Raw genomic sequence first — 1,318 nt, forward strand, 5'->3', positions numbered from 1 at the left:
GCCCACCACGACGCCGGCCCCGCTGCCGCTGCCCACCCCGAATCCGACCCGGACACCGAAGCCCACCCCGTCGCCGAGCGCATCGCCGACCGGCTCTCCGACGCCGACCGGCGGGCCCACCTCGCCGACCGCCTCGGTCGGCCCCACCGCGTCGACGGTCCCGCCGCCCGCGACGGCCCCCTCGACGGACCCGCCGGTCTCGACGGACCCGGGCGGATCCACCGACCCGAGCGCGTCGGCCGATCCGCCGGCGTCGTCGGATCCGGGCATGTCGGCGGACCCGGTTGGATCGACCGATCCGACAGACCCGGTCCCGGTGCCCGAATCCCCATCGGCCGCGCCGCTGACCACCGTCGTCCCCGAACCGATGCGTCCCGCTGCTGCCGACCCGACCGGCACTGTCCGGTCCCGGCACGCTCGGCGGCGTGGTCGCGGCGGCGGTCCCCGGCCTGCCTAGTGGGTCAGCTCCCGGTCTGGCCGGTCTGGTCGGGGCGCAGCATCGGGGGATGCAGCAGCGGTGCCGGGCCGCGCCGGAACAGCTGGGCCGGGCGGCCCCGGTCGCCCTCGGTGGCGCGCCCGACCGGTGCCACGAAGCCCGGGGTGCCGGTCACCTTGCGGTGGAAGTTGCGTGGGTCCAGGCGGGTTCCCCAGACCGTCTCGTAGACGCCGCGCAGCTGAGCCACGGTGAACTCGGGCGGGCAGAAGGCGGCCGCCAACGGGGTGTACTCCAGCTTGGCCCGGGCCCGCTCCACACCGTCGGCGAGGACCCGGTCGTGATCGAAGGCGAGCTGCCCGGGGGAGAGCTGGGACAGCGGGAGCCAGTCCGCCGAGGCGGCGTCCGTGCCGGCGACCGGGTTGGCCTGGTCGGGCAGGAGTGCCAGCCAGGCCACGGTGACCACCCGGCCACGCGGGTCCCGGCGCGGGTGCCCGTACGTGCCGAGCTGCTCCAGGTGCCCGGCCGGCTCGGCCAGGCCGGTTTCCTCGGCCAACTCGCGGGTGGCCGCGGCGGGCAGGTCCTCGTCGATGCCGACGAAGCCGCCGGGTAACGCCCACGCTCCCCGGTACGGCTCGATACCGCGCCGGACCAGCAGTACGCAGAGCTGGTCCGCGCGGACGGTCAGCACGACCAGGTCGACGGTCACCGCGAACGGCGGATACTCGGCCATCTCTTTATCACCACCTTGACGACAAAGTACCAGAGCCATTATCGTCATGGCGACGACAAAGGGGAGGTGAGAGTCATGGCCGACGTGACGAGGCGACTGTTCCTGCGCCACCTGCGCGGGACTCCGACCAGCTGGGTGCGGCTGCACGTGGG

Annotated in this window: 1 protein-coding gene and 1 pseudogene; both read right to left on the reverse strand. The window is 74.4% G+C overall.

Features of this window, described 5'->3' with window-relative positions; all coding sequences use genetic code 11:
• Window positions 1–270: pseudogene (locus C1I95_RS33955) on the reverse strand (hypothetical protein); the annotation flags it as partial.
• A 191-nt stretch (window positions 271–461) separates the two neighbouring features.
• The gene (locus tag C1I95_RS33960; protein WP_233514072.1) at window positions 462–1,166 is read right to left on the reverse strand and encodes an NUDIX hydrolase; all 705 of its coding nucleotides are present in this window, start codon (window positions 1,164–1,166) and stop codon (window positions 462–464) included.
• Between the last annotated feature and the right edge of the window lie 152 nt (window positions 1,167–1,318).

This window comes from Micromonospora craterilacus (assembly GCF_003236315.1).
Lineage (GTDB): Bacteria > Actinomycetota > Actinomycetes > Mycobacteriales > Micromonosporaceae > Micromonospora > Micromonospora craterilacus.

Coding starts and splice junctions, on each gene's coding strand:
- C1I95_RS33960 (WP_233514072.1), bottom strand. CDS start 1,166: ATGGCCGAGTATCCGCCGTTCGCGGTGACCGTCGACCTGGTCGTGCTG.